Raw genomic sequence first — 23,707 nt, 5'->3', positions numbered from 1 at the left:
CGGATGGGCGGGATTCAGCCCTTGAAGACGTCCTTGACGTTCTCGCCGGCCTGCTTGGCGGAGGCCTTCTTCTGGTCCGCCTGGCCCTCGGTCTTCAGCTGGTCGTCGTTCTTGGCGTCGCCGAGAGCCTCCTTGGCCTTGCCCTTGAGGTCCTCGGCGGTGTTCTTGGCCTTGTCCGCAAAGCTCATGACTGCTCCTCTTCGTGGTCGGTGACGTCCTACCCCACGGTAGGCACGGCGTTCAAGAACTTCGCGAGGTCCGAACGGTTCCGCCGCGCGGGATGCGCTGGCACGATCCTGCTCATGAATCGCATCCTCGGGGGAGCGAGGGTCGTGGCGGCCCTCGTGGCCGCGACCGCTCTCGCCGCCACCACGCTGGTGGCCACCACGACCGCTCCCGCCCACGCCGTCAGCGACGGCTGGGCCGCCTGGGACCCGGTGGCGGGGACCTCCAACGCGTACTCCACGACCCTGCGCCCCGCGTCGGCCGGCTTCCCGACCGCCGCGGTCGCGACGGACTCCCGCGGGAACGTCCAGCTCCCCGGCGGCTCGTCGACGTTCCTCGGCGCCGACACCCCGCCCGGGGCGAAGTACGGCTCGAGCCGCGACCAGCGCTACCTCGTGCTCCGGCCGCGTGCCGACACCCCGACCGCTCCGTCGACCACGACCTACACGTTCGACCAGCCCACCCCGGACATCGGCTGGGCGTTCGTGCTCGGCGACGTCGACGCCGACCAGGTGCGGGTCTCCGCCGTGGACGCCGCCGGCTCCACCGTGCCCGCGGGCGAGATCGACTCCTGGTTCCGCGGGACGTTCAACCACTCCGGCGGGTCGGACCAGCCGCGCTGGGACGCCGCCACCTCGACCCTCGTGGGCAACCCGGGCGCCGTGGACACGGACGGCGCGTCCGGCTGGTTCGAGCCCGAGGTACGCCTGCGCAGCCTCACCCTCACCTTCACCCGGCGGGCCGGGTTCCCGGTGTACCAGACCTGGTTCGTCAGCCGCGCCCGCCCGATCGGCGGCACGGTGGAGGACCGCTCGACCGCGGGCTCCTGCCCCGTCACCGGGAGCACGCTGACCCTGCTCTCGCCGTTCGGCGAGGAGCTGGCGACCACCTCCCCCGCGGCCGACGGGACCTACGAGCTCGGGGAGTTCGCCACCCAGTCGGGCTACACCGTGCGTCTCGACGCCGCGCCCGGGTGCGCGGTGGTCGGGCCCGCCCAGGCCACGGTCTCCAACGTCGGCAACGACGGCGACCCCGCCTCGCGTGCCCGGTTCGAGGTCCGGGCGGTGGTCCCGTTCCCGATCAGCGGCACCGTCCGCGACACCGACGGCGCCCCGGTCGCCGGCGTGACGGTCACCCTGGCCCAGCCGACCGGGGGCACGCTGACCACCACGACCCGCGCGGACGGCACGTACCTCTTCGACGACAACGACACGGGCGACGGGTACGCGATCTCGATCGGCGTGCCGGCCGGGTACGTGGCCGGACCCGACGGCGACACCATCGACGACGTCGACGTCACCAACGGCCCCGTGGTCGACCAGGACTTCGTGGTCGACGCCCTGCCCACGGTCAGCGGCACCGTGACCGGCGGCGGCCGCGGCCTCGGCGGCGTGCCCGTGCGCCTCGTCCCCGCCGACGGCGGGCCGGCGATCACCCGCGTCACGGACGGGGACGGCGGCTACCGCGTCGACGGCGTCCCCGGCGGGACCTACACCCTCGAGGTGGAGGCGCCCGACGGCTACACGGCCCCGCCCGCGCGCAGCCTCACGGTCGGCGCCGACGACCTCGAGGACCAGGACGTGGCGCTGAGCCGGCCGGGGGCCGTCGGCGGACGGGTGGTCGGACCGGACGACGAGCCCGTCGGGGGTGTCGGCCTGACCGTGAGCGGCGGGAACGAGGACGTCGCGGCCGTGACGGACGAGGACGGCGGCTGGTTCGTCGACGGGCTGGACGCCGGCACCTACGAGGTGACCGTGAGCCCGGCCGACGGCACCGTCGTCGACGGGCCCGCGACGGCGACGGCCACCATCACCGCGGCCGGGGAGATCGTCGGCGGCCTCGACTTCCGACTGGCGCCGGCACCCGACCCCGTCGACCCGACCGACCCCCCGACGGACCCCGTGGAGCCGACCGACCCGACCGACCCGACCGATCCCCCGGCGACCGGTGGGCCCGGGACGGGCGGCACGGGTGGCACGGGCACCGGAGCGACCGGGCCCGGTGCGCTGCCCGCGACCGGAGCACCCCAGCGGGCCGTCCTGCTGGCGGGCGCGGCGACCCTGCTGGGCGGTCTGTCGATGCTGGCCGCGGGCCACCTGCGCACCCGGCGCCGCAGTGCCTGACGCGAACGCCTGACGCGAGCCCCTGAGCGCAGCACCCTGGAACGACCGGAGCCGGCGCCCCCGCGGGGACGCCGGCTCCGTCGTGACCGGTGGTGGGGCGCTCAGGCCGGGAAGGACTCCCCGTTGGCCACGAGCTTGCGCAGGTACTCCGTCGGGCGGAAGCGCTCGCCGTACTGGTCGGCCAGCTCGTCGGCGCGCTTCACGAACGCACCGAGGCCGATCTCGCCGTCGGCCCCCTCGAAGCCCGTCATGTACTGCGCGGCACCGCCCGTGTGGGGCGGGAAGCCGATGCCCATGATCGAGCCGATGTTGGCGGCGGCCGCCGAGGTGACGACCTCCTCCTCGAAGGTCTTGGCCGTCTCGAGCGCCTCGAGCACGAGGATCCGGTCCTGCACGTCGCCGAAGGGGATCGGCTCGTCGGCCACCGGGTAGAGGTCGGCCAGGCCGCTCCACAGGCCCAGGCGCTTGCCGGACTCGTCGTACTCGTAGAAGCCCGCGCCCTTGAGCTTGCCCGAGCGGCCGAGCTCGACCATCCGGTCGACCACGGCGAGGCCGGGGTGCGGCTCGTACGCCAGACCGTCGCGCTCCGCGGCGTCGGCCGTGGCCTTCGCGATCTTCTTCATCAGCTCGAGGTTGAGCTCGTCGGAGAGCTGCAGCGTGCCGACGGGGTAGCCCGCCTGCGTCGCGGCGCGCTCCAGCGTCTGCGGGTGCACGCCCTCGGCGAGCAGCTGCAGGCCCTCGTTGACCATGAAGCCGATGACGCGCGAGGTGTAGAAGCCGCGGCTGTCGTTGACGACGATCGGGGTCTTCTTGATCTGCTGGACCAGGTCGTACGCCTTGGCCAGCGCCGCGTCGTCGGTGTCCTTGCCGCGGATGATCTCGACCAGCGGCATCTTGTCGACGGGCGAGAAGAAGTGCAGGCCGATGAAGTCGGCCGGGCGGTCGACGCCCGAGGCCAGCTCGGTGATCGGCAGCGTCGAGGTGTTCGAGCACAGCAGCGCGTCGGGGTTGACGTGCTCGGCGATCTCCGCGAACACCTTGTGCTTGAGCGACGGGTCCTCGAAGACGGCCTCGACGACGACGTCGACGCCGGCGAAGTCCGCCGGGTCGCCCGTGGCGTGGATGCGGTCGAGGAAGGCGGCCTTGCCCTCCTCGGTCTCCCGACCCCGCGAGATCGCCTTGTCGAGCAGCTTCGCCGAGTACGCCTTGCCGCGCTCGGCCGCCTCGGTGGAGACGTCCTTGAGCACCACCTGCGCGCCGGACTTCGCGAAGACGTACGCGATGCCCGCGCCCATCATGCCCGCGCCCAGGACGCCGACCTTCTGGCCCGTGAACTTCTCGTGCCCGTCGGGGCGCAGCGAGCCGCCGTTGATCGCCTGGAGGTCGAAGAAGAACGCCTGGATCATGTTCTTGCTCTGCTGGCCGACCACGAGGCCGGTCAGGTAGCGCGACTCGATGCGCGAGGCGGTGTCGAAGTCGACCTGCGAGCCCTCGACCGCGGCCGACAGGATCGCGCGCGGCGCCTTGTAGGGCGCGCCCTTGATCTGCTGGCGCAGCAGCGCCGGAAAGGCGGGGAGGAACTGCGCGAGCTTCGGCGACGACGGCGTGCCGCCGGGGATCTTGTAGCCGGGGCGGTCCCACGGCTGCTGGCCCGCGGACTCGTCGTCGGCGACCGAGGCCAGCCACGCCTTCGCGGCGGGCACGAGCTCGTCGAGCTCGGCGACGACCTCGTCGACCAGGCCCTTCTCCTTCGCCTGGGCGGCCTTGAACCGCGTGCCCTGCAGCAGCACGTCCATGAGGGCGGTCTGCAGGCCGAGCATGCGCACGGTGCGGGTCACGCCACCGCCGCCGGGCAGCAGGCCGAGCTGCACCTCGGGCAGGCCGATCTGCACCTTCGGGCTGTCCCACGCGACGCGGTGGTTGGCCGCGAGGGCGATCTCGAGGCCGCCACCCAGGGCGGCGCCGTTGATCGCGGCGACGACGGGCGCGGGGTGCAGCTCCAGCTTGCGCAGGGCGGCCTTGACGTCCTCGACCATCGCGAAGACCTCGCCCGCGTTCTCCTGGCGGGCCAGCACCATCGACTTGAGGTCCCCGCCGGCGAAGAAGGTCTTCTTGGCGCTGGCGATCACGACGCCCTTCACGGCGCCCTCGGGCTCGGCGTACAGCTGCTCCACCGCGGCCGTCATCGAGCTGCGGTAGAGGTCGTTCATGGTGTTGGCGCTCTGGTTCGGGTCGTCGAGGGTCAGGGTGACGATCCCGTCGGCGTCCTTGTCGTACCGGACGGCGGTCTGCTGCTCGCTCATGCTGGTGTCTCTCTCCTGTCCGTTCCGGGCGCTCAGACGAGCTCGACGATGGTGGCGATGCCCATGCCGCCGCCGACGCAGAGCGTCGCGAGGCCGCGCTTGAGCTCCCGGCGCTCCAGCTCGTCGACGAGCGTGCCGAGGATCATGGCGCCGGTGGCGCCGAGCGGGTGACCCATCGCGATGGCGCCGCCGTTGACGTTGGTGATCTCGTGGCTGATGCCCATGTCGCGCATGAAGCGCATCGCGACGGCGGCGAACGCCTCGTTGATCTCGAAGAGGTCGATGTCGTCGACCGTGAGGCCGGCCTTGGCGAGCGCCTTGCGCGCGGCCGGCGCCGGGCCCGTCAGCATGATCACCGGGTCCGCGCCCGAGACGGCCGCGGAGACGATGCGGGCGCGGGGGGTCAGGCCGGCCCGGCGGCCCGCCTCCTCGGAGCCGATCGCGACGATCGCGGCGCCGTCGACGATGCCGGAGCTGTTGCCGGCGTGGTGGACGTGGTCGATCTTCTCGACCCAGTGGTACTTCTCGAGCGCCACGTCGTCGAAGCCCGCGCCCTTGCCGATGTCGGCGAAGGAGGCCTTGAGCTTCGAGAGGCTCTCGACGGTCGTGCCGGGACGGATGAACTCGTCGTGGTCGAGCACGGTCAGCCCGTTGCCGTCGACGACGGGGATGACCGAGTCCTTGAAGTAGCCGGCCTCCCAGGCGCGGGCGGCGCGGGCGTTGGACTCCGCGGCGTACGCGTCGACGTCCTCGCGGCTCCAGCCCTCGACCGTCGCGATGAGGTCGGCGCCGATGCCCTGCGGGACGAAGTCGGTGACGAGCGCGGTCGCGGGGTCCATCGCCCACGAGCCGCCGTCGGAGGCCATCGGGACGCGGCTCATCGACTCGACGCCGCCGGCGAGGATGAGGTCCTCGAAGCCACCGCGGATGCGGGAGGCGGCCTGGTTGACGGCCTCGAGGCCCGAGGCGCAGAAGCGGTTGAGCTGGACGCCGGCCACGGTCTCGGGCAGGCCGGCCTTCAGCGCGGCGGTCTTGGCGATGTCGCCACCCTGGTCGCCGACCGGGCTGACGACGCCGAGCACGACGTCGTCGATCTGCGCGGGGTCGAGCTCGGGGTGACGCTTGCGGGTCTCCTCGATCAGGCCGACGACCAGGTCGATCGGCTTCACCTCGTGGAGTGTGCCGTTCTTCTTGCCCTTGCCGCGCGGGGTGCGGACGTGGTCGTACAGGAATGCTTCTGCCATGTCGGTCCTTGCCTGCCTCGAGGGTGTGCGTGGGTCGGGGCGCCGCGTCGGCGCCTCCGGGAGACCCGGTCCTCGCCGATTGTGACACCATCACTGTCAACGTGGGAACAGCGACCCCGCATTTTGTTGACCGGCGAGTAACAAAGCGGTGCGGGCCCCGGTGCCGCCGCGCCCGTCGGGCCCGAGACCTAGGGTGGGGCCCGTGACCTCCCCGACGCACGGCCCCGGACGCGCCACCCCCGACCGCGCCGACGTCATCGACAAGGGCCTGGCCCGGGTCAACGTCTGGGGCATCCGGCTGATCGTCGGGACGATCGCGCTCTACATCCTCGGCTGGATCATCGGCCACACGTGGGTCGTTTGGTTCCCGATCGCGCTGGCGCTCGTGCTGTCGACGCTGCTGGCTCCCCCGGCGACCTTCCTGCGCAAGCGCGGCTTCCCCTCCGCCCTGGCCGCGGTCGTCGTGATGCTGGGGTTCCTCGGCAGCATCGCGCTGACGGTCTACCTCCTCGCCCCGCAGGTCGCCGGCCAGTCGAACGACATCGCCGACAGCGCCGTCACCGGTGTCGGCGAGGTGCGCACGTGGCTGCAGGAGGGGCCGCTGCAGATCAGCGACGGGCAGATCACCTCCGCGTTCGAGACGGTCCAGGACGAGCTGGCGGCGCGCGCCTCCGACATCAGCGCCGGCGTGGTCACCGGCATCACGACGATCACGAACATCCTGATCAACCTGGTGCTGATGCTGCTGCTGACGTTCTTCTTCATCAAGGACGGCCACCGCTTCCTGCCGTGGGTCTCGGCCATCGGCGGCCAGCGCGTGGGCGGCCACTTCGTCGAGGTCATCTCGCGGGCCTGGAACACCCTGGGCGGGTTCATCCGCACCCAGGCGCTCGTGTCGTTCATCGACGCGCTCTTCATCGGCATCGGCCTGGTGATCATCGGGGTGCCGCTGGCGATCCCGCTGGCGATCCTGACGTTCTTCGCGGGCTTCATCCCGATCGTCGGAGCCATCAGCGCGGGGGCGATCGCCGTGCTGGTCGCGCTCGTGACGAACGGACCGACGGACGCGCTCATCGTGCTGGTCCTCATCATCGCGGTGCAGCAGATCGAGGGGAACCTGCTCTCGCCGTGGCTGCAGGGCAAGTCGATGAACCTGCACGCGGGCATCGTGCTGATGTCGGTGACCGCGGGCTCGACCATCTTCGGCATCACCGGCGCGTTCCTCGCCGTGCCCGTCGCGGCGATCGTCGCGGAGGTCTTCCGCTACCTCAACGAGAGCGTCGACCGGGAGGTCGCGGCCGCCGCCCCGCTGCAGGACTCGCACGGGGCCGAGGGGCCCGACGGCCCGGCCGGGGCCAACCCGGCCCTGCCCGACGACGTCCCGCACACCCGCGACCGCAAGACGCCCGCCGAGCTGCGCGGCGAGCCCGACCCGAACGCCTGACGCACGCCCGCCGGCCGCGCGCCCTCAGGGGTGCCGGCGGTGCACCCGCGCGGCGTCGGCGGTGGTCGCGAGGGTGGCGACGTACGGCCACGGGGCCTGCGGCCCCTCGAGCGCGTGCAGGCGTACGCCCCGCAGCCGAGGCCGCCGACGGCGGTCGCTCCAGGTCAGCGCGACGGGGTCCACCTCGAGCGAGGCCGGGTCGCCGTCGAGCCCTTCGCCACTGGCCTTGAGCAGGGCCTCCTTGGCGGTCCAGATCCGGGCGAACAGCTCCGGGCGCATCGCCACGAGGGCCCGCTCGGCGGGAGCCAGGGCCCAGCCCACGACCTCCACGTCGCGGTGCTCGACGTCGATCCCGACCGGCCCGTGCGTCGCGGCCGCGGCGGCGACCAGTCCCCCGCCGTGGCTCACCGAGGAGGCCCAGCCCAGGGCGGGGAGCACGGCCGGGCCGTGCGCGCGGGCGCAGCGCGGGCACTCCCGGCGTACCTCGACGTCCTCGGGCGCGTCGTCGCCCCGGACGTCGGCCACCAACCAGCGCAGCCCGGCGCGCACGCCGGCGGCGTCGGCCCGCGCCTGCGGAGAGCCGAGCGAGCGGACCCAAGCCACCTCGGCGGGATCCAGCGGCCACCAGTCGTCGACGGCGTCGACGTCGGCCAGGTCGTCGGGGTCGTGGGCCGCCTCGACGGCGTAGTACGCCGTCGGGGAGCCGCTCGGGCGGCCGCTCAGACGACGTCCACGAGGCGCGAGTGCACGGCGCGGCGGGCGGGCTCGAAGGCCTGGGCGACCTCGCCCAGTCCGACGACGACGCACTCGTGGTCGTCGGGGCCGAGGTAGACCGACTCGCCACGCGCGAGCGCGACCCGCTCCCCCGCGCCGTTGCGCACCTCGACCTCGCCGCCGGTGCAGATCAGCAGCGACTGCTTGGCGTCGACCACGGCCACGCCCTCGGGCTCGGCGTGGGAGACCTGCGTGACCGCCAGCGCGAACTCGACGTCGGCCGGGCTGAACACCTCGGTGTCGGCCAGCACGAACTCGGGGTTGACGCGCGCGATCCGCGCCATGCCGGTCGTGCCGAGGCAGGTCACCAGGCCGCGCGGGTCGACGTGCTTCTTGGTCAGGCCGGCGCGCAGCACGTTGTCGGACGAGGCCATCACCTCGAGGCACAGGCCCTTGAGGTGCGCGTGGATGATCCCCGCGCCCAGGTAGGCGGCCTCGCCCGGCTGCAGCGTCATCCGGTTGAGCATCAGCGAGATCACGACGCCGACGTCGTCGGGGTAGTGCTCGGCGATCTCGACGGCGGTGGAGTACGCCCGCTTGATGTCCATCCCGAGCTTGCCCAGCGCCCGGCACGCGCCCACGACCTCGCCGACCTGCGCGGCGCTGACCTCCGACGACAGCAGCCACTCGACGCGCCGCACGATGCCGGCGAAGCCGGGGTCGGCGCGCAGGTCCTCGGCCAGCCGCTGGGTCAGCGGCGTCTCGAGGGGCGCCAGGACGCGCAGGATCTCGACGGTGGGCCGGAAACCGATGAGGCTGTCGAAGGTGGTCAGCGCGTAGACCATCTCCGGCTTGTGGTTGGCGTCCTTGTAGACCCGGTTCGGGGCATCCAGCGGGATGCCGGCGCGCTCCTCGTCGGCGTAGCCGTCCTCGGCCTGCGACTTGCTGGGGTGCACCTGCAGCGACAGGGGCTGGTCGGCGGCGAGCACCTTGAGCATGAACGGCAGGTCGCCGGAGAGCTCGGAGAGCGCGGTGGCCTCGCCCGCGGGGTCGACCACGGTCGACGGCTGCAGGGCGTGGGTGCCGATCCAGACCTCGGCGACCGGGGTGCCGTCGGGCCGCTCCCCCAGGAAGCGCGGGATCGCGTCGGGCGAGCCCCACGAGTAGTTCTGGACACCGTTGCGCAGCCGGTACATGCCGCACAGCGTAGGCACTGCCGCGCGGATCAGCCCGCGGCAGGTCCGTGCTGCAGCTGCCGGTGCAGCTGGCCCGCCAGGGAGAGGGCCACGACGGTGTCATAGATGGCGAGGTTGTCGACGGCGTACGCCCCACCCACCGCGGGCGCGGGCACCAGGACCAGCGCCTGGCCGGGACCGGGCTCCAGGCCGCGGCGCGCCGCGCCCTCGACCAGCCAGGCGGAGAGGAACTCGTCGGCCTGCTCCTGGTCGCCGAGCGCCGCGCGCAGGGCGTCGACGTCGTCCCAGTGCCGCTCGAGGGTGCCGAGCGTGGTCGACAGGAACCAGACCCCGCCGTCGTCGTCCTGCAGCAGGACGTCGGCGCACGCGGTGACGAGCCACGGCCGCAGCGCGGTGATCCCCTCCAGCCAGGTCCACTCGGCGAGGCCGCGCAGGTCGTCGTCGGTCACGGGGCGCAGCAGCTCGACGGGCACGGGCCCCGGTCTGCCCGCGCGGGCGCGGCGGGAAACGGGCGGCTCGGTCAGGGCACCGCCAGCCCGGCGCCGGCGGCGAGGTGCGCCGTCGCCGCCAGCACGAGCGTCGCGGCCACGACCAGCAGCGGCGAGACCGCCAGCCCGACGACGTGGAAGCGTCGCCCGACGTCGGCCGGGTGGGCGACGCCGGGGTTGCGCAGCCAGAGCAGGTTGGCGAGCGATCCGGCGTACGTCGCCCCCGCGCCCACCCCGACGCCGATCAGCGCCGCGAGCACCGCCACCGACCCCAGTGGCGCCACGAGCGGGACCAGCAGCAGCGTGGCGGGCAGGTTGTTGACGACGTTCGCCGCGAGGGTCGCGACGAGGGCGATGCCCACCAGCGCCGGCGCCGACGTGCCGTCGGGCAGGAGCCGCGCGAGCAGGTCGGCGCCGCCGCGCTCCGCCAGCGCCGCGACCGCCACCGACCAGCACAGCACGAAGACGGCGAAGGGCAGGTGGGCGGCGGCGAGCACGGCGCGGGGCGCCAGGTGCAGGTCGGTACGCCGGGTGGTCACCGCCCGCGCGGCCAGCACGAGCGCGGCGACCAGCGCCGGCCAGACCGGCTCGACGTGCAGCTCGCCGGCGACGACGATCGCGACCAGGGCGGCCGCGAGGACGACCAGGGTGAGCCGGTCCGGCGCCGGCTGCGGCAGGTCCGGCTCGGGGCCCGCGGACGGCGCGGCGGCCGGGCGCCGGCGTGCGGCGGCCCGCACCACGGCGTACTCCACCGCGACGGCGAGCAGCCACGCCGGCGCCATCAGCAGCGTGAACGTCGCGAAAGTCAGGCCGGAGGCGGTGAAGGCCACGAGGTTCGTGAGGTTCGAGACCGGCAGCAGGATCGACGCACTGTTGGCGAGGCGCACGGACGCGAGGTCGAGCGGCCACGGGTCGGCGGCCAGCGCGCGGGCGGCGAGGACGAGCACCGGGACGAGCAGCACGACCGTCGCGTCGAGGGTGAGGAGCACGGTGACCACCGCGGCGGCCGCGACGCCGAGCCCGAGCAGCCGCGACGTGCTGCCGCGCGCGCCCCGCGCCACCGCCGCGCCGAGCCAGGCGAACACACCGGCGCGCTGCGCGAGGGTGGCGAGCAGGAGGATCGCGACGAGGTAGCCGACCACCGGCAGCAGCCCCGTGACCGCGTCCCACGCACGGGGCGGGTCGACGGCGCCCGAGACCACGGCGGCGCCGGCCGCGAGCACGCCGACGGCCAGCTGCCGCCAGCCCTGCAGCGCCACCGCCGCGACCAGGCACGCGGCCGCGGCGAGCACGGCGGAGAGGATCACCGGCACAGCGTGCCAGGCCGGGCGGAGGTCACCCGGTCCGCCGAGCCCGCCGGACTAGGCCTGGACGAACGCGCCCGACGCGATCAGCCGGTCCACGTCGGCCACGCCCCACGCCTCGAGCGCGTCGCGGGTGTGCTCGCCCGCCCGGGACGGGCGCATCGTCAGGGTCGGCTCCGTGCGGGAGAACCGCGGCGCGGGGGCGGGCTGCACGACGCCGTCGCGCTCGACGAAGACGCCGCGCTCGCGCAGGTGCGGGTGGTCGGCGGCCTCGCTGAGCCGCAGCACCGGGGCGACGCAGGCGTCGGTGCCCTCGAAGGCGGCGGTCCACTCGTCGCGCGTGCGGGACGCGAACGTGGTCGTCAGCAGGTCGCGCAGGTCGTCGTAGCGGTCCAGGTCGACCTGGCCGGGCGCCGACTCGTCCAGCTCCAGGACCCGCACGAGCTCGGCGAAGAACTGCGGCTCCAGGGCACCGACGGCCATGTGCTCGCCGTCGGAGGTGGCGTACAGGTCGTAGTAGGGCAGCCCGCCGTCGAGGGCGTTCGCCGCGCGCCGCTCCTGCAGCGCCCCGCCGGCGAGCATCGCGGCCGCCATCGTGTTGAGGTGGGCGGTGCCGTCGACGATGGCCGCGTCGACCACCTGGCCGCGCCCGCTGACCCCGCGCTCGAGCAGCGCGGCGAGGATCCCGATCACCAGGTACGTCGACCCGCCGCCGAAGTCGCCCACCAGGTTGCTCGCGAAGTGCGGCCGCGTCGGGTCCTGCCCCGAGCCGTGCAGGGCGCCGGCGACCGCGACGTACCCGACGTCGTGACCGGCCCGCGCGGCCAGCGGCCCGTGCTGGCCCCAGCCGGTCATGCGGCCGTAGACCAGCCGGGGGTTGCGCGCCAGGCACTCGTCGGGCCCCAGCCCCAGCCGTTCCGTCACGCCGGGCCGCAGCCCCTCGACGAGCACGTCGGCCTCGGCCACGAGGTCGAGCACCGTGTCGCGGGCGACGGGGTCCTTGAGGTTGGCCGCGACGCTCGGGCGGCCGCGGGTGAGCAGGTCGTGCTCGGGGTTCGGCACCACGGCGAGCGCCCCGCCGCCCGGCCGGTCGACCCGGATCACGTCGGCGCCCAGGTCCGCCAGCAGCATGCAGGCGTGCGGGCCGGGTCCGATCCCGGCGAGCTCGACGACCTTGAGGCCCTTGAGCGGCCCCGTTCCCTGTCCCAGCGAGAGTGGCATGCGCGGATCATGACAGAACTGCTGTCACGGTCGCGAGGGTCGATCCACCGTCCGTGAGACGGCCGTCATCCGATCGTCATCGGGGTGCGCCACGATGGGCCCATGGCGTGGGTGGTGCTGGTCGTGTCCGGGTGTCTCGAGGCGGTCTGGGCGACCGCGCTGTCACGGTCGGAGGGCCTGACGCGGCTGACCCCGTCGCTCGTCTTCGGCGTCTCCGTCGTCGCGAGCATGCTCGGCCTGGCGTGGGCGATGCGGACGCTGCCGGTGGGCACCTCGTACGCGGTGTGGGTCGGCATCGGCGCGGCGCTGACGGCCGGGTACGCCATGGCGAGCGGCGCCGAGGCCTTCTCCGCCGTGAAGGCCCTCCTGCTGCTCGGCATCGTCGCCTGCGTGATCGGCCTGAAGCTCGCGCACTGAGCGTCCCGACGCTCGTTAGGGTTGCCTGACCCGACGGGCGAGGAGGTCCGGTGGACCAGGAGATGGCGCGGCGCTGGCTGGCCGCGCACGGTGTCGGCGACCCGCCGCCGAGCCCGACGATCGAGGCGCTGCGAGCCGTCGCCGACGACCCGGCCGCGGTCGAGGCGTTCTGGGCGCGCACGACGCGTACCCCGCTGGTGGAGCGCGACCCGACGTCCGCGACCCACCGGCTGCTCACCTTCGTGTGGCGCCAGCAGGCGCCCGACGCCCACGGCGTCGAGGTCGTCCCGCTGCCACGCCACGTCCACGCGACCGCCCTGACCAGCGGCCTGATGGCCGACCACACCGGCGCGAGCATGCCGCTGCGGCGCATCGGTGCCAGCGACGTGTGGGCCGCGACCCTGCGGGTGCGCGCCGACCTGCGCACCGTCTACCAGCTGCGCGAGCTGACCGGCGACCCCGCGGCGCCGCGGGCCTCGATCGGCACGTTCGACGCGCACGTGGACCCGCTGAACCCGGACCGCTTCCCGCCACCGGCGCGCGTGCCGGTGGGCGACGCGGCGTACACGGTGCCCGAGTCCGTCGTCGAGCTCCCCGACGCCCCGCGGCGGGCGAGCCTGCGCGGCGGCCCGCTGTCCGGGCGTACCCACGAGGAGTCGTTCACCAGCGTCCTTTTCCCCTCGACGCGGCGGGTGTGGGTGCACGTGCCGGAGGGGTACGCGGCCGACGGGCCGCCGCTGGGCGTCCTCGTGCTGCACGACGGCCAGCACTGGATGGCGCACACCGACGTGGCCGGCACGCTCGACCGGCGCGTGGCCGCCGGGGCGGCGCCGCTCGTGCTCGTCGCGGTGGAGAGCCGCCGCGACCTGCCCGGCGACCTCGGGTGCGGCGAGGAGTTCACCCGCTCGGTGGTCGAGGAGCTGCTGCCGGGCGTCCGCGCGCGGTGGAACGTGATCGACGACCCGGCACGCACGATCGTCGCGGGCCAGAGCTGGGGAGCGCTGAACGCCCTGTTCACGGGCCTGCGGCACCCCGACGTCGTCGGCAACGTGATCGCCCAGTCCGGGTCGTTCTGGTGGGGCCCGGACTTCGGCACCGGACCGGAGTTCCACGGCGGGCACGGCGCGCTGATGCACGAGATCGCGACCCGACCCCGGCTGCCGCTGCGGGTGCACCTGGAGGTCGGGCTGCTCGAGGGCGACCAGGTGCCGGTCAACCGTCACCTGCGTGACGTGCTGCTCGCGAAGGGCTACGACACGGGGTACGCCGAGTTCCACGGCCAGCACTCCTGGCTGTGCTGGCAGCACGGCATCGTCGACGCGCTGGACTCCGTCACGCGGGACTGGTGAGCCGCACGGGCTGTGCAACGGGTTGCAATGCAACCAGTTGCATGCCACTCTCCCGGCATGGCCCTCGAGCACGTCCTCCTCGTCGCTCTGCGTGAGCGCGGCGGCTCCGGACTCGAGCTGACGCGCCGCTTCGAGCGCACCATCGGGTTCTTCTGGCAGGCCAGCCACCAGCAGATCTACCGCACGCTGGGCCGGATGGCCGACGACGGCTGGGTCGAGGTGGAGACGGTCGCGCAGGCGGGGCGGCCGGACAAGAAGGTGTACGCGGTCTCGCCCCTCGGCGCGAAGGTGCTCGCGGAGTGGCTCGCCACCCCCAGCCCGCCCGAGCGGCTGCGCACGGAGATCGCCGTGAAGATGCGCGGCGCCTCCTACGGCGACCGGGGCGCCCTCCTCGCCGAGCTCACGACGCGGTTGGCCGACCACCGCGCCCGGCTGCAGGCGTACCGCGCCATGGAGCGCGAGCAGTTCCCCGACCCCGCCGCCCTGGGCGAGGCCGCCCGCGACCGCTGGCTGGTGCTGCGCGGCGGCGTGCTGATGGAGCAGTTCTGGATCGCCTGGCTGGGCGACTACCTGGCCGCGCACGGCGCCCTCCCGCCCCGGGCCGACCCCCGGACCGACCCCCGGACCGACCCGCAGACCGACGAGCCCACCGAGGAGCCCTCGTGACCGCGTACCCGCACTTCCTCTCCCCGATCACGCTGACCACGGGCCGCACCACCGGCACCCCCGGCAGCATCACGCTGCGCAACCGCAGCGTGATGGGGTCGATGCACACCGGGCTCGAGGACGGGTTCTGGAACATCCAGAAGCTGGCGGCCTACTTCGCCGAGCGCGCCGCGGGCGGCGTCGGGCTGATCGTGACGGGCGGCTACGCCCCCGACAAGCGCGGCTGGCTGAAGCCGTTCGGCTCGGAGATGACGACGCGGCTGCAGGCCGCCCGCCACGTGCAGGTCACCGACGCGGTGCACGAGCACGGGGGCGCGATCGCGCTGCAGCTCGTGCACGCGGGGCGCTACGGCTACCACCCGTTCAACGTCGGCGCCTCGAGCCGCAAGAGCCCGATCACGCCGTTCCGCCCCCGCGCGCTGAGCACCCGCGGGGTCGACGCCACCGCCACGCACTTCGCGCAGGCGGCGCGGCTGGCGCAGCGCGCCGGCTACGACGGCGTCGAGATCATGGGCTCCGAGGGCTACCTGATCAACCAGTTCCTGGCCGCCCGCACCAACGACCGCACCGACCGCTGGGGCGGCAGCGCGGCGAAGCGGATGCGGTTCCCGATCGAGGTCGTGCGTCGCACCCGCGAGCTGGTCGGGCCGGACTTCCTCGTCGACTACCGGATCTCCCTGCTCGACCTGGTCGAGGACGGCCAGACGTGGGAGGAGACCGAGGAGCTCGCGCTGGCGCTCGTCGAGGCCGGCGTGGACGTCTTCAACACCGGCATCGGCTGGCACGAGGCCCGGGTCCCGACGATCATCACCCAGGTGCCGCGGGCCGCCTGGCGCGACTCGACCGCGCGGCTGCGCGCGAGCCTGCGGGCCGCGGGCCTGGACGTCCCGGTCTGCGCCTCGAACCGGATCAACACCCCCGAGGTCGCCGAGGAGATCCTCGCCGCCGGCGACGCCGACCTGGTCTCCATGGCCCGGCCGTTCCTCGCCGACCCCGACCTCGTGCGCAAGGCCGCCGAGGAGCGCGCCGACGAGATCAACACGTGCATCGCCTGCAACCAGGCCTGCCTCGACCACATCTTCGCCAACCAGCGCTCGTCGTGCCTGGTCAACCCGCGCGCCTGCCGCGAGACGACCCTGGTGCTCGCCCCCACCCGCCGCCGTCGCAGCGTCGCGGTCGTGGGTGCCGGCCCGGCCGGGCTGGCCGCCGCGACCAGCGCCGCCGAGCGGGGCTTCGCAGTGACCCTCTTCGAGCGCGACCCGCACCTGGGCGGCCAGTTCCGGCTGGCCATGCAGATCCCGGGCAAGGAGGAGTTCGCCGAGACGCTGCGCTACTACGCGCGCCGCCTCGAGGTGCTCGGCGTCGAGGTCCGGCTCGGCACGATTGCGACGCCCGACGACCTCGCGGCCTTCGACGAGGTCGTCGTCGCCACCGGCGTCGCCCCGCGCGTGCCCCTGATCGAGGGCATCGACCACCCGAAGACCGTCTCGTACGCCGACGTGCTCGCCCGCCGCGTCGAGTGCGGCCGCCGCGTCGCGGTGATCGGCGCCGGCGGCATCGGTGTCGACGTGGCCCACTTCCTCACCCACGACCCGGCCGAGGCGGCCGACGACGTCGAGACGTGGAAGGACCACTGGGGGGTCGGCGACCCGGCGCTGGACCGCGGCGGGCTGCGCGAGCCGAAGCCGCGCTCGGTGGCGCGCGAGGTCTACCTGCTGCAGCGCAAGACCACGCCGATCGGCGTCGGCCTCGGCAAGACCTCGGGCTGGGCACACCGCGCCGTGCTGAAGCAGTCCGGGGTCGTGCAGGTCTCGGGCGTGACCTACGACCGCGTCGACGACGAGGGGCTGTGGGTGACCGTCGACGGCGAGCAGCGTCTGTACGCCGTCGACCACGTCGTCGTGTGCGCCGGCCAGGAGTCGGTGCGCGAGGTGTACGACGGGCTCCGCGCCCCGGCCCACCTCGTCGGCGGAGCCACGGTGCACCTCGTCGGCGGAGCCGACGTCGCCGCGGAGCTCGACGCCAAGCGCGCGATCGAGCAGGCGACGCGCACCGTCGCCGGCCTCGCGGGCTGAGCCGGCGCCTAGGGTGCGGGACGTGATCGACGGGGGACGTGCGGCGGCTGCGCCGCGAGGGCGTACGCCGGCGCTCGCCGCCCTGCTGGCCCTCGCGCTGGCGGGCTGCGGGGCCGGGGACCAGACGGACGGCGCCGACGGCGGGCCCACGCCCGAGGTCGTCGCCTCCGCGACCGAGCCCACCGAGCCGACCGAGGAGCCGACGAGCGTCCCGACCTTCTCCGAGCCGATCTCCGACCCGGACGGTGCGACGCCGACCGCGGGCGCGCCGTGCCAGCCCTCGCAGCTCTCGGCGGTGGCCGGCGTCGTGGACGCGGCGACGGGCTACCGGCAGGTCGACGTCACGGTCACCAACACCTCCGACCTGGCCTGCACCCTCGACGGGTTCGCCGGCGTGGACGCGACCGGCGTCGACGGCACCGACCTCGACCTGGTCCGCACCGACGGCAGCTGGAACGACCCGGCCGACGGCACGGCGCGCACCGTCGAGCTCGCGCCGAGCGCGGCGGCGGTCGTGCTCGTCGGCTGGCGCGGCGACCAGGTCGGCACCTGGGACGGGCAGCAGTACCGCGACGAGCTGACCGGGTGGCTGCAGGTGGTGCCGGACGGCACCTCCGACGGGCCGGGCGTCGGCGTCGCGATCGACTCGCCCGCCCTGCCCCTCGACATCGTCGACGGCCAGGAGGTCGTCACCTCGGCCTGGCTGCGCCCGGACCCGGCACGGCCCCCGGCGTAGGTTCGGGCGCGTGACCGCCGACCTCCTCCGCGACCTCACCGACGACGAGGCCCGGGCCGCGCTGCTGAAGTGGGCCGCCGTGCCGCCGGGCGCGATCCCCGCCTGGGTGGCGGAGATGGACTACGCACCGCCGCAGCAGGTCACCGACGCCGTCGTCGCGGCGGTACGCGCCGGGCGCACTGCCTACGCCCACACCTCGGCGACCGACGCCGAGGGCGACGGCTCCGACACCGACGTGGTCGCCCGCGCCTTCGCCGGCTTCGCCGCCCGCCGCTGGCCGTCCGGCGACCCGGCCTCGCTCGGCTGGACCCCCACGACCGCCGCCACCACCCTGGCCGGTGACGTCACCGCCGCGCTGCGGATCGTGTTCCGCCACCTCGTGCCCGCGGGGCCGGTCGTGGTGCCGACCCCCTGCTACCCGCCGTTCCTGGCCTTCCTCGACCTGGTCGGCCGCGAGGTCGTGACGATCCCGACCGACCCCGACGCGACCCGGGTCGGGCTCGACCTCGACCGCGTCGAGGCCGCCTTCGCCGCCGGGGCCCGCGGCCTGCTCCTCTGCTCGCCGCACAACCCGCTCGGACGGGCGTGGACGCGGGGCGAGCTGACCGACCTGGCCCGCCTGGCCGAACGCCACGGCGCCCGCGTCGTCGCCGACGAGGTGCACGGCCCGCTGACGCTGCCCGGGGCCACCTTCACGCCCTACCTCGACGTCGACCCGCGCGGGGTCGCCGTGGGCAGCGCGTCCAAGACGTTCAACGTGCCGGGCCTGCGCTGCGCGTTCGTGTCGGCGCCGGCCGACGGCGACACCGCCCGCCTGCGGGCCCTGCCGACCGCCGAGAACGACGGACCGTCCCGACTCGGGGTGGCCGCGGCCGAGGCCGCGTTCACCCACGGGGACGCGTGGCTCGACGCGCTGCTGGTGCGCCTGGACGCGCAGCGCACCCAGCTGGGCGACCTGCTGGCCGCCCACCTGCCGCAGGCGCGGTGGCGGCCGTTCGAGGCGACGTACCTCGCCTGGCTGGACCTGCGGGCGTACGGCGTCGCCGACCCCGCCGCGGCCGCCCGCGCCGCCGGCGCCTGGCCCGCCCCCGGCCACGACTACGCCCCCGGTCTCGACGGCCACGTGCGGCTCAACGTCGCGACCACCCCGGAGCGGCTCGAGCAGCTGGTGGTGCGCATCGCGCGGGGTCTCGGCGCGTGAGCGCGGAGGTACGCCGCGGCGCGGCCGCCCCGCGCACCGTCACCGACGGACGCACCACGGTGCACGCGTTCTCCTTCGGGTCGCACTACGACCCGACCAACCTCGGCTTCGGGCCGATGGTCTGCCACAACGACGACCACGTGCGCCCGGGCGGCGGCTACCCCGACCACCCGCACACGGACCTCGAGATCGTCACCTGGGTGCTGGAGGGGACCCTCACGCACACCGACACCTCCGCGGGGGCCGGCCCGGGAGCCGGCCCGGGCGTCGACCTCGGCGCCGGCACCGTGCAGGTCACCAGCGCGGGCAGCGGGATCCGGCACAGCGAGCTGGTCGCGCCGGGCGCCGGGCCCACCCGGTTCCTGCAGGTCTGGCTGCGCCCCGACACGCCGGGGTCCGTGCCCCGCACGGAGCGGACGCTGCCCGACCTCGCCGACACGGACGGTCTCGCGCTCGTCGCCGGGCCCGGCGGGCTGCCGGTGGGGGTGCGGGGCGCCGCGCTGTACGTCGGGCGGCCGCGCGACGGCGTACCGCTGCTGCTGCCCCGGGCGCCGCTGGTGCACCTGTACGTGGCGCGTGGCGGCGTCGACGTCGAGGGACTCGAGGCAGCGGGCGGACCGGAGGGGCGCGGGCCCGGACGCGCGGATCCCGCAGCGCCGGGCCTCCGGGAGGGAGACGCCTGGCGGCTGCGGGACGCGGACGAGCGTCGCGTCACACCCCGGGGTGACACGGAGCTCGTCGTGTGGGCGTTCGGAGCCGCGGGCCGATCGGATGGGTGAGCGGCCCGGGTCGGTTCAGCCCATCGCGGCCGGGTCCATCCACATGACCTCCCACAGGTGGCCGTCCGGGTCGACGAACGACCAGCCGAACATCGGGCCCTGGTCGGTCGGGTCCGCCGAACGGGTCGCCCCGGCCGCGAAGGCCGCCTCGCACAGGGCCGTGACGTCGTCGCGCGAGGGCGCGGAGAGGCAGTAGAGGGCACCGGTGCCGGACGTCGGCGCGGTCGTGCCGTGGAACGAGTGGAAGTAGTCGTGCTCGAGGAACATCACCGACGTCAGCGGGTTGAGCTGCACCGAGGTGGCGTTGGCGTCGCAGAAGCCCTCGTTGATGGCGAACCCGAGGCCGCTCCAGAAGCTGCGGGTCGCGGCCGGGTCGGAGACCGGCAGGTTCACGAACAGCATCCGCTCGGTGGTCGCGGCGGAGGGGGCGGGGCTGGTGGTCTCGGTGGTGGTCATGGCGGGCTCCTCGAGCGCTCGTTGCGGTGGTCGAGTGCATCGACCGGGTCCCACCACGGAACTCATCGGTCCGAGCGGCCGCGAACTTTCCTCCGTCCGACCGATGAGTCCGGGGGGCGACCGGGGTCATGATGGCCGTACGCCCGCCAGGGACCGCCCGCGCCTCCAGGAGAACGAACGGTGACCACGCTCGACGGCCCGACCCCGACCACCTCCACCGAGCTGGACGACTTCGACGCGCTCACCGAGCGCTACCGACGCGAGCTCCTCGCGCACTGCTACCGGATGAGCGGCTCCACCCACGAGGCGGAGGACCTGGTGCAGGAGACGTTCCTGCGGGCCTGGAAGGCGTCGCGGAGCTTCGAGGGCCGCAGCTCGGTGCGCACCTGGCTCTACCGCATCGCCACCAACGTCTGCCTGACCAACCTGGAGAACAAGCCGAAGCGGCCGCTGCCCAGCGCGATCGGCACGCCGGAGGCCACCGTCGGCGAGCTCGACCCGCAGCCCGAGGTGCCGTGGCTGGAGCCGGTGCCCGACGCGGCGGTCGTCGTCGCGGAGCGCGACTCGATCCGGCTGGCGTTCGTGGCCGCCCTGCAGCACCTGCCGGCCCGCCAGCGCGCCGTGCTGATCCTGCGCGACGTGCTGCGCTGGAGCGCGAAGGAGACGGCGGAGGCCCTGGAGACCACCGTGGCGGCGGTGAACTCGGCGCTGCAGCGGGCACACGCGCAGATGGGGTCGCAGGCGCTGACCGACGAGACGGTCGAGGACACCCTGAACCCCGCGCAGCAGCGGCTGCTGGAGCGGTACGTCGACGCCTTCTGGCGCAAGGACGTCTCCGAGATCGTGCACCTGCTGACCACGGAGGCGAGCTGGGAGATGCCCCCGTTCACCGGCTGGTACGTCGGGGCCGAGGTCGTCGCCGAGCTCATCGGCACCAAGTGCCCGGGCCAGGAGTTCGACATGCCGATGGTGCCGACGACGGCCAACGGCGCCCCCGCGTTCGGCCTCTACATGCGCACCCCGGCCGGCCACTTCGAGCCCTTCCACCTCCAGGTCCTCGACCTCGAGGGCGACCGGGTGCGCCACGTCAGCGCGTTCTTCGACGTGCGGCTCTTCGAGAAGTTCGGGCTCCCCGCGACGCTGCCGGCGGACTACGCGCCGACCCCGGCCGCCGCGGGCGCCGGGCCCGGGACGGTGTGAGCGGTGGGCGCCGACCCGGCGCCCGGACCCGCCGGGGCCCTGCCCGAGGTCGCGCTCCTCGAGCGGGCCCTGGCCTGGACCTGCGGCCACCTCGCCCGCGTGCGGCCCGCCGACCTCGACCGGACCACGCCCTGCGAGGACTGGGACCTGCGGGCGCTGCTGGCCCACATGGAGGACTCGCTCGACGCGTTCGCCGAGGCCGCGGCCGGGTTCGTCGTGCCGCTGCCCCCGGCCCGGCTCGTGCAGCACCCGGTCGCGCGCGTCCCGGTGCTGCAGGCGAAGGCCGGCGCCCTGCTGGGCTCGTGGACCCGGCCCGTCGTGCCGCTCGTGCGCACCGGGTCGGCGGTGCTGCCGGCCCGGGTGCTCGTCGCGGCCGCCGCGCTGGAGATCGCCGTGCACGGGTGGGACGTCGCGTCCGCCCTCGCCGGTCCCGGTGACGGTGACTCGGTCCTGCCGGGCGCGCTCGCCCTGCAGCTGCTGCCCGTCGCCGAGGCGACGATCGCCCCCGAGGACCGTCCGAGCCGGTTCGCCCGCCCGAACCCGGCGTGGTCGAGCACACCGTCGGAGCGGCTGCTGTGCTTCCTGGGTCGCCGACCGGGCTCCGGGCTGCGCTGACGGGCGGCCCGTCGCCGTCGGCGATCGGACGAGCCTATAGGCTCGTGGTCGCTGACGTCCGCCCGATCCCGAGGAGCCCGAGCGCCGCGTGAACCGCCCGTGAGTCCCCGTGTGCCGTCGCTGCGCCTGTGGCTGCTGCTGGCCTCGTCGCTCGTCGTGCAGGCCACCGTCTTCCTGGCCCGCCCGGCGAGCACGTACGCCGCCATCGATGTCGGCGTGCCCGCCGCCGCCCTCGGCGCGATCGGCGCCGCCTTCGCCCTCGCGCCCCTGCTGCTCGCCGTGCCCCTGGGCACCTTCGCCGACCGGATCGGCGAGGGCGCCCTGCAGCTGGTCGGCGGGCTCGTGCTCGCCGGCGCCTGCCTGGTGCTGCTGCTCGCGCCGACGACGCCGCTGACCCTCGTGCTCGGCAACGCGCTGATGGGGGCCGGTCACCTGGCCTGCATCGTGGGCCAGCAGACGTACGTCGCCCACCACTTCGCCTCCGAGCGCCTCGACGCGGCCTACGGCTACTACACGTTCGCCGCCTCGCTCGGCCAGGCGGTCGGCCCCGCGTTGATCGCGGTGGTCGGCGGCGCGGCCGCGACCCCCGACACCGCGCTGATCTTCCTGGCCGCGTCGGGGCTGTCGCTGCTGCTGGTGGCGGCCGCGCCCGCGCTGGGCCTGCGGCCCCGACCGCGTACGCCCGACGCCGGCGCCCGCGGCGGCCTGCGCTCCCTGCTCCGCCTGCCCGGGCTGGGCCAGGCGCTGCTGACCAGCGCGGTCGTGATCGCCGCCGTGGACCTGACCCTGGTCTACCTGCCCGCGCTCGGGGCCGAGCGCGGCCTGGGCGCCGGCACGGTCGGTGCGCTCCTGACGGTGCGCGCGGTCTTCTCGATGGTGTCCCGGATCGGGCTGGGGCGCCTGACGGCTCGGTTCGGCCGCGGCCCGGTCCTGGTCACCAGCCTCGTCGCCTCGTCGCTCGGCCTCGCGGTGCTGGCCCTGCCGCTCCCGGTGCCCGCGATGTTCGTCGTGCTGGCCGTCGTCGGGCTCGGCCTCGGGGTGGGCCAGCCGCTGACGATGGCGTGGCTGACGCGGCGGGCGCCCGCGGAGCAGAAGGCGCAGGCCGTGGCGCTGCGCCTGGCGGGCAACCGGGCCGGTCAGATCGTGGTGCCGTCGGTGCTCGGCGTCGCGGCGGTCGGTGGCGCGTCGGTGGCGCTGGTCGCGATCGCGGTGCTGCTGGGCTCGATGCTGCCCGTGCTGCGCGGCCAGCGCCTCGACTGAACGGCGCGGGCGCGCCTCAGACGTCGACGCCGAAGTCGGACGCGATGCCGACCAGCCCCGAGGCGTACCCCTGGCCCACGGCCTTGAACTTCCAGTCGCTGCCGTGGCGGTAGAGCTCGCCGAAGACCATCGCCGTCTCCACCGAGGCGTCCTCGGAGAGGTCGTAGCGGGCGATCTCGGTGCCGTCGGCCTGGTTGACGACGCGGATGTACGCGTTGCGGACGCTGCCGAAGTTCTGCCCCCGGGAGTCGGCGTCGTAGATCGAGACCGCCACGACGATCTTCTCCGCGCCTGCGGGCACCGTGGCGAGGTCGACCTTGATCACCTCGTCGTCGCCCTCGCCGGCGCCCGTGCGGTTGTCGCCCGCGTGCGTGACCGCGCCCTCGGGCGAGGACAGGTTGTTGAAGAAGACGAAGTGGCCGTTCGAGAACACCTTGCCGTCGCCGCCGACCACGATCGCGGAGGAGTCGAGGTCGAAGTCGCCGCCGGAGAACGTGCTGACGTCCCAGCCGAGGCCGACGTCGACGGCGGTGAGGCCCGGGGCCTCCTTCGTCAGCGAGACGTTGCCACCCTTGCTCAGCGAGATCGGCACTGCGTTCCTCCTCGGACCCGCCTCCCCGACGGAGGCACCCGGGTGCGGATGCCCGGCGGCGGCGCGGTCAAACGCGTCCGGTCCGGACTGGTCGGGACG

22 protein-coding genes are annotated in these 23,707 nt (G+C 74.5%); 12 read left to right on the top strand and 10 right to left on the bottom strand.

What is annotated here, in order from left to right; translation table 11 throughout:
- Nucleotides 1-14: 14 nt before the first annotated feature.
- Nucleotides 15-188 carry a CsbD family protein gene (locus RDV89_RS08330; protein WP_315732497.1) on the bottom strand — a complete coding sequence of 58 codons (174 nt, stop codon included), beginning with the start codon at nucleotides 186-188 and terminating at the stop codon, nucleotides 15-17.
- A 114-nt stretch (nucleotides 189-302) separates the two neighbouring features.
- Here RDV89_RS08330 and RDV89_RS08325 point away from each other — a divergent pair, with 114 nt between their 5' ends.
- Nucleotides 303-2,348 (top strand): MSCRAMM family protein, encoded by a 2,046-nt coding sequence (locus RDV89_RS08325; RefSeq protein ID WP_315732496.1) that lies wholly within the window; start codon nucleotides 303-305, stop codon nucleotides 2,346-2,348.
- A 101-nt stretch (nucleotides 2,349-2,449) separates the two neighbouring features.
- Here the strand turns inward: RDV89_RS08325 and RDV89_RS08320 are convergent, their stop codons facing one another.
- Both RDV89_RS08320 and RDV89_RS08315 read right to left on the bottom strand, forming a co-directional pair.
- Nucleotides 2,450-4,651 (bottom strand): 3-hydroxyacyl-CoA dehydrogenase NAD-binding domain-containing protein, encoded by a 2,202-nt coding sequence (locus RDV89_RS08320; RefSeq protein WP_315732495.1) that lies wholly within the window; start codon nucleotides 4,649-4,651, stop codon nucleotides 2,450-2,452.
- A 32-nt stretch (nucleotides 4,652-4,683) separates the two neighbouring features.
- Entirely contained in the window at nucleotides 4,684-5,895 is a 1,212-nt protein-coding gene (locus RDV89_RS08315; RefSeq protein WP_315732494.1) for an acetyl-CoA C-acetyltransferase, read from the bottom strand.
- A 202-nt stretch (nucleotides 5,896-6,097) separates the two neighbouring features.
- Here RDV89_RS08315 and RDV89_RS08310 point away from each other — a divergent pair, with 202 nt between their 5' ends.
- The gene (locus tag RDV89_RS08310; RefSeq protein ID WP_315732493.1) at nucleotides 6,098-7,339 is read left to right on the top strand and encodes an AI-2E family transporter; all 1,242 of its coding nucleotides are present in this window, start codon (nucleotides 6,098-6,100) and stop codon (nucleotides 7,337-7,339) included.
- 24 nt (nucleotides 7,340-7,363) lie between these two features.
- Here RDV89_RS08310 and RDV89_RS08305 read toward each other — a convergent pair whose 3' ends face one another.
- The 5 genes from RDV89_RS08305 to RDV89_RS08285 all read right to left on the bottom strand — a co-directional run bounded on the left by RDV89_RS08305 (nucleotide 7,364) and on the right by RDV89_RS08285 (nucleotide 12,262).
- Nucleotides 7,364-7,942: a 4'-phosphopantetheinyl transferase family protein gene (locus RDV89_RS08305; RefSeq protein ID WP_315732492.1), complete on the bottom strand. Its 579-nt coding sequence runs from the start codon at nucleotides 7,940-7,942 to the stop codon at nucleotides 7,364-7,366.
- Between the two features lie 116 nt (nucleotides 7,943-8,058).
- Nucleotides 8,059-9,249 carry a mannose-6-phosphate isomerase, class I gene (gene manA, locus RDV89_RS08300; RefSeq protein ID WP_315732491.1) on the bottom strand — a complete coding sequence of 397 codons (1,191 nt, stop codon included), beginning with the start codon at nucleotides 9,247-9,249 and terminating at the stop codon, nucleotides 8,059-8,061.
- Nucleotides 9,250-9,278: 29 nt separating this feature from the next.
- Nucleotides 9,279-9,722 carry a T6SS immunity protein Tdi1 domain-containing protein gene (locus RDV89_RS08295; protein WP_315732490.1) on the bottom strand — a complete coding sequence of 148 codons (444 nt, stop codon included), beginning with the start codon at nucleotides 9,720-9,722 and terminating at the stop codon, nucleotides 9,279-9,281.
- 47 nt (nucleotides 9,723-9,769) lie between these two features.
- On the bottom strand, nucleotides 9,770-11,044 hold the full coding sequence (locus tag RDV89_RS08290; protein ID WP_315732489.1) for an SLC13 family permease: 1,275 nt from the start codon (nucleotides 11,042-11,044) through the stop codon (nucleotides 9,770-9,772).
- 54 nt (nucleotides 11,045-11,098) lie between these two features.
- A complete protein-coding gene (locus tag RDV89_RS08285) occupies nucleotides 11,099-12,262 on the bottom strand; it encodes a CaiB/BaiF CoA transferase family protein (RefSeq protein WP_315732488.1) in 1,164 nt (387 codons plus the stop codon).
- 102 nt (nucleotides 12,263-12,364) lie between these two features.
- Here RDV89_RS08285 and RDV89_RS08280 point away from each other — a divergent pair, with 102 nt between their 5' ends.
- The 7 genes from RDV89_RS08280 to RDV89_RS08250 are packed head-to-tail and all read left to right on the top strand — an operon-like array spanning nucleotide 12,365 to nucleotide 19,485.
- Nucleotides 12,365-12,679 (top strand): DMT family transporter, encoded by a 315-nt coding sequence (locus tag RDV89_RS08280; RefSeq protein ID WP_315732487.1) that lies wholly within the window; start codon nucleotides 12,365-12,367, stop codon nucleotides 12,677-12,679.
- A gap of 50 nt (nucleotides 12,680-12,729) precedes the next feature.
- The gene (locus RDV89_RS08275; protein ID WP_315732486.1) at nucleotides 12,730-14,028 is read left to right on the top strand and encodes an alpha/beta hydrolase-fold protein; all 1,299 of its coding nucleotides are present in this window, start codon (nucleotides 12,730-12,732) and stop codon (nucleotides 14,026-14,028) included.
- A 57-nt stretch (nucleotides 14,029-14,085) separates the two neighbouring features.
- Complete coding sequence (locus RDV89_RS08270; RefSeq protein WP_315732485.1) at nucleotides 14,086-14,694, top strand: PadR family transcriptional regulator; 609 nt, start codon at nucleotides 14,086-14,088, stop codon at nucleotides 14,692-14,694.
- The gene (locus RDV89_RS08265) at nucleotides 14,691-16,769 is read left to right on the top strand and encodes an FAD-dependent oxidoreductase (protein WP_438823265.1); all 2,079 of its coding nucleotides are present in this window, start codon (nucleotides 14,691-14,693) and stop codon (nucleotides 16,767-16,769) included. Before RDV89_RS08270 ends, RDV89_RS08265 begins: the two co-directional genes overlap by 4 nt.
- A 22-nt stretch (nucleotides 16,770-16,791) precedes the next feature.
- On the top strand, nucleotides 16,792-17,505 hold the full coding sequence (locus RDV89_RS08260; RefSeq protein WP_315732484.1) for a DUF4232 domain-containing protein: 714 nt from the start codon (nucleotides 16,792-16,794) through the stop codon (nucleotides 17,503-17,505).
- Nucleotides 17,506-17,515: 10 nt separating this feature from the next.
- Nucleotides 17,516-18,706, top strand: coding sequence for an aminotransferase class I/II-fold pyridoxal phosphate-dependent enzyme (locus RDV89_RS08255; protein WP_315732483.1), 1,191 nt, complete (start codon nucleotides 17,516-17,518; stop codon nucleotides 18,704-18,706).
- Nucleotides 18,703-19,485: a pirin family protein gene (locus RDV89_RS08250; RefSeq protein WP_315732482.1), complete on the top strand. Its 783-nt coding sequence runs from the start codon at nucleotides 18,703-18,705 to the stop codon at nucleotides 19,483-19,485. The genes RDV89_RS08255 and RDV89_RS08250 overlap by 4 nt, the downstream gene beginning before the upstream one ends.
- Nucleotides 19,486-19,500: 15 nt before the next feature.
- Here the strand turns inward: RDV89_RS08250 and RDV89_RS08245 are convergent, their stop codons facing one another.
- The gene (locus RDV89_RS08245; RefSeq protein WP_315732481.1) at nucleotides 19,501-19,941 is read right to left on the bottom strand and encodes a VOC family protein; all 441 of its coding nucleotides are present in this window, start codon (nucleotides 19,939-19,941) and stop codon (nucleotides 19,501-19,503) included.
- Between the two features lie 180 nt (nucleotides 19,942-20,121).
- On the opposite strand from RDV89_RS08245, the gene RDV89_RS08240 reads away from it, so the two are divergent.
- From RDV89_RS08240 to RDV89_RS08230, 3 genes are all read left to right on the top strand, one after another.
- Complete coding sequence (locus RDV89_RS08240) at nucleotides 20,122-21,141, top strand: sigma-70 family RNA polymerase sigma factor (protein ID WP_315732480.1); 1,020 nt, start codon at nucleotides 20,122-20,124, stop codon at nucleotides 21,139-21,141.
- A 3-nt stretch (nucleotides 21,142-21,144) separates the two neighbouring features.
- Nucleotides 21,145-21,756, top strand: a complete 612-nt coding sequence (locus tag RDV89_RS08235) for a TIGR03086 family metal-binding protein (RefSeq protein ID WP_315732479.1) — start codon at nucleotides 21,145-21,147, stop codon at nucleotides 21,754-21,756.
- A 99-nt stretch (nucleotides 21,757-21,855) separates the two neighbouring features.
- Complete coding sequence (locus tag RDV89_RS08230; protein ID WP_315732478.1) at nucleotides 21,856-23,016, top strand: MFS transporter; 1,161 nt, start codon at nucleotides 21,856-21,858, stop codon at nucleotides 23,014-23,016.
- 16 nt (nucleotides 23,017-23,032) lie between these two features.
- On the opposite strand, the gene RDV89_RS08225 is transcribed toward RDV89_RS08230, so the two are convergent.
- Entirely contained in the window at nucleotides 23,033-23,608 is a 576-nt protein-coding gene (locus RDV89_RS08225) for a TerD family protein (RefSeq protein ID WP_315732477.1), read from the bottom strand.
- Nucleotides 23,609-23,707 lie beyond the last annotated feature (99 nt).

It is taken from the genome of Nocardioides imazamoxiresistens, from assembly GCF_032378595.1.
In the GTDB taxonomy this organism is placed as follows: Bacteria; Actinomycetota; Actinomycetes; order Propionibacteriales; family Nocardioidaceae; genus Nocardioides; species Nocardioides imazamoxiresistens.
This window is presented reverse-complemented; position numbering and strand designations above follow the sequence as displayed.

Bases quoted from the DNA above. Each gene is read 5' to 3' on its own strand.
- RDV89_RS08330 (WP_315732497.1), bottom strand. From the start codon at position 188: ATGAGCTTTGCGGACAAGGCCAAGAACACCGCCGAGGACCTCAAGGGC.
- RDV89_RS08325 (WP_315732496.1), top strand. From the start codon at position 303: ATGAATCGCATCCTCGGGGGAGCGAGGGTCGTGGCGGCCCTCGTGGCC.
- RDV89_RS08320 (WP_315732495.1), bottom strand. From the start codon at position 4,651: ATGAGCGAGCAGCAGACCGCCGTCCGGTACGACAAGGACGCCGACGGG.
- RDV89_RS08315 (WP_315732494.1), bottom strand. From the start codon at position 5,895: ATGGCAGAAGCATTCCTGTACGACCACGTCCGCACCCCGCGCGGCAAG.
- manA (WP_315732491.1), bottom strand. From the start codon at position 9,249: ATGTACCGGCTGCGCAACGGTGTCCAGAACTACTCGTGGGGCTCGCCC.
- RDV89_RS08285 (WP_315732488.1), bottom strand. From the start codon at position 12,262: ATGCCACTCTCGCTGGGACAGGGAACGGGGCCGCTCAAGGGCCTCAAG.
- RDV89_RS08280 (WP_315732487.1), top strand. From the start codon at position 12,365: ATGGCGTGGGTGGTGCTGGTCGTGTCCGGGTGTCTCGAGGCGGTCTGG.
- RDV89_RS08270 (WP_315732485.1), top strand. From the start codon at position 14,086: ATGGCCCTCGAGCACGTCCTCCTCGTCGCTCTGCGTGAGCGCGGCGGC.
- RDV89_RS08245 (WP_315732481.1), bottom strand. From the start codon at position 19,941: ATGACCACCACCGAGACCACCAGCCCCGCCCCCTCCGCCGCGACCACC.